This is a genomic window from Nocardioides sp. NPDC023903 (assembly GCF_040639295.1).
Classification (GTDB): domain Bacteria; phylum Actinomycetota; class Actinomycetes; order Propionibacteriales; family Nocardioidaceae; genus Nocardioides.
On record NZ_JBEZZS010000029.1, the window covers coordinates 68,105 to 76,558 of the forward strand.

General features: G+C 69.9%; 7 protein-coding genes. 3 read left to right on the plus strand and 4 right to left on the minus strand.

From position 1 onward, the window contains the following. Positions 1–4 precede the first annotated feature (4 nt). Positions 5–1,822: a gamma-glutamyltransferase gene (ggt, locus tag AB0F44_RS23630; RefSeq protein WP_357359106.1), complete on the minus strand. Its 1,818-nt coding sequence runs from the start codon at positions 1,820–1,822 to the stop codon at positions 5–7. A 175-nt stretch (positions 1,823–1,997) separates the two neighbouring features. Here ggt and AB0F44_RS23635 point away from each other — a divergent pair, with 175 nt between their 5' ends. Continuing rightward, positions 1,998–3,644 (plus strand): glycosyl hydrolase family 18 protein, encoded by a 1,647-nt coding sequence (locus tag AB0F44_RS23635; protein WP_357359107.1) that lies wholly within the window; start codon positions 1,998–2,000, stop codon positions 3,642–3,644. Between the two features lie 100 nt (positions 3,645–3,744). On the opposite strand, the gene AB0F44_RS23640 is transcribed toward AB0F44_RS23635, so the two are convergent. Further along, positions 3,745–4,749 carry an NAD(P)H-dependent glycerol-3-phosphate dehydrogenase gene (locus tag AB0F44_RS23640; RefSeq protein ID WP_357359108.1) on the minus strand — a complete coding sequence of 335 codons (1,005 nt, stop codon included), beginning with the start codon at positions 4,747–4,749 and terminating at the stop codon, positions 3,745–3,747. Further along, positions 4,746–5,510, minus strand: a complete 765-nt coding sequence (locus tag AB0F44_RS23645; protein WP_357359109.1) for a lysophospholipid acyltransferase family protein — start codon at positions 5,508–5,510, stop codon at positions 4,746–4,748. Before AB0F44_RS23645 ends, AB0F44_RS23640 begins: the two co-directional genes overlap by 4 nt. A gap of 61 nt (positions 5,511–5,571) precedes the next feature. Here AB0F44_RS23645 and cofC point away from each other — a divergent pair, with 61 nt between their 5' ends. Then, positions 5,572–6,213, plus strand: a complete 642-nt coding sequence (cofC, locus tag AB0F44_RS23650) for a 2-phospho-L-lactate guanylyltransferase (protein ID WP_357359110.1) — start codon at positions 5,572–5,574, stop codon at positions 6,211–6,213. 5 nt (positions 6,214–6,218) lie between these two features. Here the strand turns inward: cofC and AB0F44_RS23655 are convergent, their stop codons facing one another. Next, a complete protein-coding gene (locus AB0F44_RS23655) occupies positions 6,219–6,890 on the minus strand; it encodes a hypothetical protein (protein ID WP_357359111.1) in 672 nt (223 codons plus the stop codon). A gap of 163 nt (positions 6,891–7,053) precedes the next feature. Here AB0F44_RS23655 and AB0F44_RS23660 point away from each other — a divergent pair, with 163 nt between their 5' ends. Next, positions 7,054–8,331 (plus strand): hypothetical protein, encoded by a 1,278-nt coding sequence (locus AB0F44_RS23660; protein WP_357359112.1) that lies wholly within the window; start codon positions 7,054–7,056, stop codon positions 8,329–8,331. Positions 8,332–8,454: the final 123 nt, after the last annotated feature.

Here is an 8,454-nt window from a genome sequence, read left to right on the forward strand (position 1 = left end):
AGAGCTAGTCGACCGGGCTCACCACCAGCGCCGACCCACCACCGCGTCGCCACGGTTCGGCGGTCGAGGTCAGCAGCCCGTCGGGACCGATCTCGATCGCGGTGGCCGCGCCGAGCTCCGCGGTCGAGGCGAAGCGGTGTCCCAGCGAGGTCAGCGGCCCTCCGTACGCCTCGATGAACGCCGGCTCGGCACTCGTGTTCGCCCCGTTTCGCTGGGAGACCCGCGGCGCCGCCATCGCCTCGGGCAGGGTCCTGTCGCGTGCGTACCGTTCGACGAGGATCTGGAGCACCGTCGTGATGATCGTCGAGCCGCCCGGCGAACCGACCGCCAGCACGGGCCGGCCGTCGGAGAGGACGATCGTGGGTGACATCGAGCTGCGCGGGCGCTTGTTGGGCTCGATCCGGTTGGGGTCGTCGGCACGGTAGGTCGTCGTGAAGTCGGTCAGCTCGTTGTTGAGGATGAAGCCGCGGCCGGGCACGGTGATTCCGGATCCTCCGGTCTGCTCGATCGTCAGGGTGTATTCGACGACGTTGCCCCAGCGGTCGACCACGGTCAGGTTGGTGGTCTCGAGGTTCTCGGTGTCCTTCGCGGTCTCGCCCGCGCCGGGCGCGCCGTCGCAGACTCCGTCGAAGTCGTACGCATCCCCGGCCGCCACCGGCTTCGGCTGAGCCGCCGCGGGGTCGATCCCGCAGGCCCGCTCGGCTGCGAAGGTGTCGTCGAGGAGCGCCTCGACGGGTACGTCGACGTGGTCGGGGTCGCCGAGGTAGGCGCCGCGGTCGGCGAAGGCGATCGCGCTCGCCTCGAGCAGGTGGTGGTAGGCCTCGGTGTTGGTCATCCCGGCCAGCTCGTAGCGCTCAAGGATGTTGAGCGCCTCGCCGACCGAGGTGCCGCCCGAGGAGGGCGGCGCCATGCCGTAGACGTCCAGGTCCCGGTAGGTCGAGTGGGTCGGCTCGCGATCAGGGGCGGTGTAGGCGGCGAGGTCCTCGGTGGTCACCCAGCCGGCCGGGACCGGCAGGTCGGTGTCGTCGGTCTTGGGCGGATCGGCCACCGTCGCGGCGATCTCCGCGGCCAGCGGGCCGCGGTAGAAGGCCTTCACACCATTGCGTCCGAGCAGGTCGTAGGTCGCAGCGATGTCGGGGTTGCGGAACCGGCTGCCGACCTCGGGCGCAGATCCTCCGGGAAGAAATAGTTCGGCCGTGGAATCGATCGCTGCGAAACGTTCCGCGTTGTCGACGGTCTGCTGGCGGAAGGTCTGGTCGACGACGAAGCCGCGCCGAGCCAGCCGAGCGGCCGGTTCGAGCGACTGGCCGAGCGAGCGCGTTCCCCACTTCCTCAGCGCCTTGTCCCAGGTCAGCGGGGTGCCGGGCACGCCGACCGAGGCGCCGCTGGTGACCATGTCGGGGAAGAACGGATACTCCTTCCCGGTCTCGGGATCGATGAACGCGTCGTGCGGCATAGCGGCCGGCGCCTTCTCCCGCCCGTCGATCGTCTCGACCTCCCCAGTGCGCGCGGAGTAGTGCACGAAGAAGCCGCCCCCGCCGATCCCGGCCGAGTAGGGCTCGGTCACGCCGAGCGCCGCAGCCGTCGCGACCGCCGCGTCGGTCGCGTTGCCACCCTTGCGCAGCACCTCGAGCCCGACCCGGCTGGCGTCGGCATCGACGCTCGCCACCGCGCCTCCGTAGCCGACCGCGGTGGGCGCCTTCGGTGGTGGCGCGAGCCTGTCCTCCGGGGCGGCGGCCGCCCCGGCGTACGGGACCAGGGTGGCCAGCGCGAGCGCCCCTCCGGTCAGTGTGGCGACAACTGCAGAGCGGCGTCCAAGCATGGCGATCTCCCAGAGATTGGCGGCTCGTCGAACGTACTACTTCCGTGCCCACCTCGAATTACGTTCTGAAATTCCTTAATTAGTAAGGGTTGCTTACAAACAAACCGGCTGCCACCATCGAATGGCGATTCGGGCGCCTGGTGCCCGAGCCAGCCATCACCTCGGAGGTGTCACCATGCATGTCGCCTTGCCCCGTTCCCAGCGAAGATCACGCCGGATAATCGGCCTTCTCATCGGCGCACTCGCCGGAGCGCTCGCCCTCACCGGCACGCTCGTCCTCACCAGCACCCCGTCCAGCGCATCGCTGAAGACTGCCGCCGCGGAGCCGACCGCGATCAACGGCTACCGCAACGTCGGCTACTTCGTGCAGTGGGGCGTCTACGGCCGCGCCTTCAAGCTCAAGCAGCTGGAGACGTCCGGAGTCGCCGACGACCTCACCCACCTCAACTACGCCTTCGGCAACATCCACCACCAGACGCTGACCTGCTTCGAGGCCAACAAGGCCCAGGGCGAGGGGCCCAACGGCTCCGACGGCGCCGGTGACGCGTACGCCGACTACGGGATGTCGTACGCAGCCGACGCCTCCGTCTCCGGCACGGCCGACACCTGGGACCAGCCCCTGGCCGGCTCCTTCAACCAGCTCAAGCAGCTCAAGGCCAAGCACCCCGACCTGAAGGTCCTGCTCTCCCTGGGCGGCTGGACCTGGTCGAAGAACTTCTCCCTCGCGGCGGCCACGCCGGAGTCGCGACGGAAGTTCGTCTCCTCCTGCATCGACCTCTACATCAAGGGCAACCTGCCGGTGATCGACGGCCGCGGTGGCGCCGGAGCCGCCGCCGGCGTCTTCGACGGCTTCGACATCGACTGGGAGTGGCCGGGCTCGCCCAACGGCAACACCGGCAACCACGTCGACCCGGTCAACGACCGCGCCAACTTCAAGGCGCTCCTGGCGGAGTTCCGCTCCCAGCTGGACGCCCTGGGCTCGACCACGGGCAAGGACTACCAGCTCTCGGCGTTCCTCCCGGCCAACCCGCAGGACATCGAGGCGGGCGGCTGGAACGACCCGGCGATCTTCAACTCCCTCGACTTCGGCAACATCCAGGGCTATGACCTGTGGGGCGCCTGGGACCCGAAGCTGACCGGCCACCAGGGCAACCTCTACGCCGACCCCGCCGACCCGCGCCCCGACGGCAAGCGGTTCAGCGTGGACGAGTCGGTCCGCGAGTACCTCGACGCCGGGGTCTCACCGGCCCAGCTCGGCCTGGGCATGGCTGCGTACGGCCGCGGTTGGCAGGGTGCGACCTCCTCCGCCCCGTGGGGTCCGGCGACCGCCGCGGCACCCGGGACGTACGAGGCCGGCAACGAGGACTACGACAAGCTCAAGTCCCGCGGCACCGACCACTACAGCGCTGCGACCGGCGCCGCGTGGCGCTACGACGGCAACCAGTGGTGGAGCTACGACAACACCCGCACGATCGCCCAGAAGGCCTCGTACGCCATCTCGAAGGGTCTCGGCGGCGGCATGTGGTGGGAGCTCTCCGGCGACCGTCAGGGCGAGCTGATCGGCACCTTCGCCGACGCCATGCGCAACGGCACCGGCGGCCCGGTCGAGGAGCCGGACCCGACCGACCCGCCCACCGAGGAGCCCACGGACCCGCCGACGGACCCGCCCGCCGGGGCGGCCGCATGGTCGGCGACCACGGTGTACGTGGCCGGTGACCGCGTCACCTACGGCGGTCACCTGTGGGAGGCCAAGTGGTGGACCCAGGGCAACACCCCTGGCACCGAGGAGTGGGGCCCGTGGAAGGACCTCGGCACCGCCTAGTCCGCTGATCCTCCATCAAGGTACGCAGAGAAAGGCCCGCTTCCCGTGCGGAATTCCGTACGGGAAGCGGCCCTTCGGCTACATACCTTGACGAAGGGACCTACTCGGTCTCGGCCTTCGTCGGCCGCTCGAGCATCTCGTCCATGATCTCGCTGACCGTCTTGGCGCCGGAGACGACGTCGTCGACGTACTGCGCCAGCGGCACGTCGACGCCGACCTTCGCGGCCAGCTCGCGCAGCGAGTGGGACGACTTGGCGCCCTCGGCGACCTGGTGGCTGGAGGCGAGGATGTCGGCAGTGGTCATGCCCTTGCCGAGCTTCTCCCCGAACGTACGGTTGCGGGAGAGCGGCGAGGAGCAGGTCGCTGCCAGGTCACCCAGACCGGCCAGGCCCATCAGGGTCATCGGGTTGGCGCCCAGCTGCATCGCCAGCCGCGCCGTCTCGGCGAGACCGCGGGTGATCAGCGACGCCTGGGTGTTGTCGCCGAAACCCATCCCGGCGGCCATCCCCGTGGAGATCGCGACCACGTTCTTGTAGGCACCGCCGATCTCGCAGCCGACCACGTCGGTCGAGGTATAGGGACGGAACGCGGGCGAGTGCACGCGCGCCTGGATCGTCTTGGCGACCTCCTCGTCGGCGCACGCCACCACACCGGCGGCGGGCTCGCGACGGATGATCTCCTTGGACAGGTTGGGGCCGCTGACCACCGCGATCCGATCCGGTCCCGCACCGGTGACGTGGGCGATCACCTCGCTCATCCGCTCGAGGGTGCCGAGCTCGACACCCTTCATCAGCGAGACCAGCGGTACGTCCTGGGGCAGGAACGGCGCCCAGTCGGTGAGGTTGGCGCGCAGGGTCTGCGACGGTGCCGCGAGGACGACCAGGTCGGCTCCGTGCGCGGCCTTCTCGATGTCGTGGGTGGCGCTGATGTTGTGCGGCAGCTCGGTGCCCGGGTGGTAGTCGGGGTTCTCGTGGGTGTCGTTGATCGCCGCTGCGACCTCCTCACGCCGCGCCCACATGGTCACGTCGTTGCCCGCGTCGGCGAGGATGACCGAGAACGCGGTGCCCCATGAGCCCGCTCCGAAGACCGCTACCTTCTTAGTCAATTGCTGTCCTTCTTCTTCGTCTTGCGGGGGTCGCCGGTCGCATTCACACCGGCCTTCTTCGGGTCGAAGAGCTCGCTGGGCGGCTCCTCCTCCCGGATGTCGGCCACCAGGCCGACGATCGCCTTCATGATCCGGTCGGTCGCTTCGTTGACGACCGCCGGTGTGTGCTCCTGGACCTCGAGATCCTTCAGATCCACCGGATCACCGATCTTCATCTGGATCATCTTGCGACCGATGAGGTGCGGCTTGAGAGAGTACGCGGGAAGCAGCTCCTGGGCTCCCCACTGTCCCACCGGGTAGACCGGGGCCCCGGTCGCGAGCGCGATCCTCGCCGCACCGGACTTGCCGCGCATCGGCCAGCCGGTCGGGTCCTTGGTGATCGAGCCCTCGACGTAGACGACCACGATGCTGCCCTCGTTGACCGCCTTCACGGCCGCGTCGAACGCCGACGCGCCGGCCGTCCGGTCCACGGGGATCTGTCGCGCGGCCCGCAGGAACTTGCCCAGCGGACCCTTGAACAACGCGGCCTTGGCCAGGTAGCTCGGGCGACGGCCGTAGTCCCACACGATGTGCGCGGCAGTGAACGGGTCTATCTCGGAGACGTGGTTCAGCGCGAACACCGCTCCCCCGCTCTCCGGGATCTTCTCGCCGCCCTCCCACTCGTGCTTGGTGGTGGCGAGGAGGACGGGCTTCACGATGCCGACGGCCACGACCCACGACCAGCCGAGCCTGCCCTCCTGAAACTTTCGGTACTTTCCCACGCAGGGCAGGCTACCGGGCCGTATCCGCGACGTTGTGAGATACCTGTCAGGATCTACCCTGATGCCTGTACCTGCACCCGGTTACGTCGTACTGCTGCCCGTCAAGCCTCCGGCGCGCGGCAAGTCCCGGCTGGTCGGAATCGAGTCGCACGAGCGGGCCGATCTCGCCCGCTCGTTCGCCCTCGACACCGCCGAGTCGTGCCTGGCCGCCTCCGGCGTCGGCGCCGTGCTGGTGATCACCGACGACTCCTTCTTCGCCGCCGACGTCGCCCTCCTCGGCGCCGCCGTGATTCCCGACGGGGTCAGCGGTGACCTCAACGAGACCCTCGTACAGGGAGCGCTCGAGGCCCGGCGCCGCTGGCCGGGGCTCCGCCCCGCTGCCCTGTGCGGTGACCTACCGGCACTTCGCTCGGCCGACCTGGACGCGGCGCTGAGCGCCGCGGAGGGGTTCGGGGCTGCGTACGTCGAGGACGCGGCGGGCGGGGGCACCACCCTCTACACCGCGCCCCACGACCGGTTCCGGCCCGCGTTCGGGCCCGGGTCCGCCGCAGCCCATCGCGACGGCGGCGCCCAGCCGCTGGCGGGCGACCTCCACTCGCTGCGCCACGACGTCGACACTCTCGAGGACCTCGAGAACGTACGCAGCCTGGGGCTCGGGCCGCGTACGACTCTCGCGTCGGTCCGCGTCGGGAGTCCCGGCTAGAACGACTAGGCGTCGCTGGACGGCGTCTCGGTCCCGGTGGCCGGGCTCGTCGTCGAGGTCCCGCTCGCGGGAGCCTTCTTCGCCGCAGTCTTTGTCGCGGTCGTCTTCTTCGCCGCAGCAGTCTTCTTCGCGGGGGCCTTCTTCGCAGTCGTCTTCTTGGCTGCGGTCTTCTTGGCAGCAGTCTTCTTCGCGGCCGTCGTCTTCGCCGGGGTGGACGCGGCGGAAGTCTCCTCCGCGGGGGTCGCCGGGGCGGAAGTCTCCTTCGCCGGGGTGGCCGCAGCGGAGGTGGTCTTCTTCGCCGCGGGGGCCTTCTTCGCAGTCGTCTTCTTGGCGGTGGTCTTCTTCGCCGCCGGAGCCTTCGTCGCGGAAGTCTTCGTGGCCGTCGTCTTCTTCGCCGCGGTCGTCGTCTTCTTCGCGGGGCTCTTCTTGGCCGTGGTCTTCTTGGCGGCGGCCTTCTTCGCCGGCGCAGCCTTGTCGGCCGCCTTGGCCACCGGGTCCGCAACCGCCTCGACGGTGGGCTCGGCCTTCACCGGTTCGGCGACGGGCTCAGCGACCGGCTTGGCGGACGGCTTCACGACCGGCTCAGCGGCCTTGGCCGGCGCCTTGCGTCCTGGACGCGGCACCCTGACCTTGCCGGACACCACGTCGGCAACCAGCTTGCCGGCCGTCTCCCGCACCGCGCCGACTACTCTTCCGGCCTGTTTGCTTGCATCAGCTACTCGTTTTCTCACCACGCGATCGACCTTAGGCCATCTCCGGGACTTCCGAACATACCGACGGCATGTGAAAACGGATTGTTCACCTGATCTCTCCTGATTCCGACGTCTCGACGTGGTTACCGTGGAGAGACTCGGGGCACGTCCGCAGCACCGCTTCGACATCGCAGCCTTCGGGAGACAGGACGAGGAAGGTACGACCATCACCGACGTGCACATCGACGAGGAGCAGCCCACCGTGGTGCTCGAGGAGCCGCAGACCACGGCGAGGCCCAGCCGCGCCGGGATCCTGTTCTCGGCCTGCATCATCCTCGCCCTGATCGCCTCCGTGGCCTGGCTGGCCGTCCACACGACCCGGCTCGCCGAGGGCCGCACCGGCGCCAACGTACCGACGCCGGCGCCACCCGCTCCGACGGTCCGCAACAGCGAGCCGGCAATCCCGGCGACGTACGCCGATCTGCCCGTCGGCCCCGCGACGACCCTGCCGTTCGTGGACCAGGCCGGCCGACTCCAGCTCGGCGCGAAGCCGCAGAAGGTCTTCGGCTCCCAGATGAGCGTGGCCGGCTGGACGGTGCTGATGTACGAGCGCGCCGACAAGCCCGGTCCGGTGTGGATCGCGCGGCGCGGCTCGACCATCCAGATCCCCGGCCTGTGGACCCAGCCGGTACTGAGCAAGGACGGCAACCAGCTCTTCGCGCTCCAGCAGACCGACGACGCCGCCTCTGCCCTTGTCGCTGTGGACACCACGACGGGCGAGGAGACCGACCGGCTCGTGCTCGAGGGCGCCCCTGCCGCCACCGCCGTGCTCGGCACCGACCGCACCCGGGCCTACTTCCGCACCGGCATCGTGCCCGCCCCGCCGCCGGTGCCCGGCAACTACGGCGAGCTGACCGTCTCCCGGCCGCCGGTGACCGCCTGGGATCCCGGCGAGGCCACCCAGCGGATCTCGCTGCCGCTCGGCTACCAGCAGCTGATCCCGCTGCGCCGCGGCGTACTCCTCCACAACCCCGGCGAGTGGGAGGCCCGCTTCGCCGCCATCGAGGCCGACGGCAGCCTCACCCAGCCCGGCGTCCACGCGCCGCTGCCCGGATCGGTCGCCGACTCCCCCGACGGCTCGATCGTCGCCATCGCCCGCAACCCCAGCGACCCCGGGATGATCAGCTACGGCGCCGAGCGTGGCATCGCGGTCAACATGAGCACCTCCGAGCACATCGACCTGCGCGTACCCGACTCCGTCGAGAAGGTCCGCGTCGCCGGCTTCGAGTCCGACCGCAGCGTCGTCCTCCACACCGCGACCGCCACCGACTCCTGGTACCTCCGCTGCTGGGTCGACACCGGCTCCTGCGACCGCATCACCGGCTCCCAGCGCGGAGCCGACGGTCGCCAGATCCGCCTGCCCTAGCCCGCCGAGACGTCAGTTGCGTCGGCCGAAAACGCAGTTGTGGGCGACGAGAGTGCACTGACCCGCTCGGTCACCCGGGTCACCAGGTCGCGGTCGTCGGAGAGGTCGTAGCCGAGCTCGCGC

Coding starts and splice junctions, on each gene's coding strand:
- ggt (WP_357359106.1), bottom strand. CDS start 1,822: ATGCTTGGACGCCGCTCTGCAGTTGTCGCCACACTGACCGGAGGGGCG.
- AB0F44_RS23635 (WP_357359107.1), top strand. CDS start 1,998: ATGCATGTCGCCTTGCCCCGTTCCCAGCGAAGATCACGCCGGATAATC.
- cofC (WP_357359110.1), top strand. CDS start 5,572: ATGCCTGTACCTGCACCCGGTTACGTCGTACTGCTGCCCGTCAAGCCT.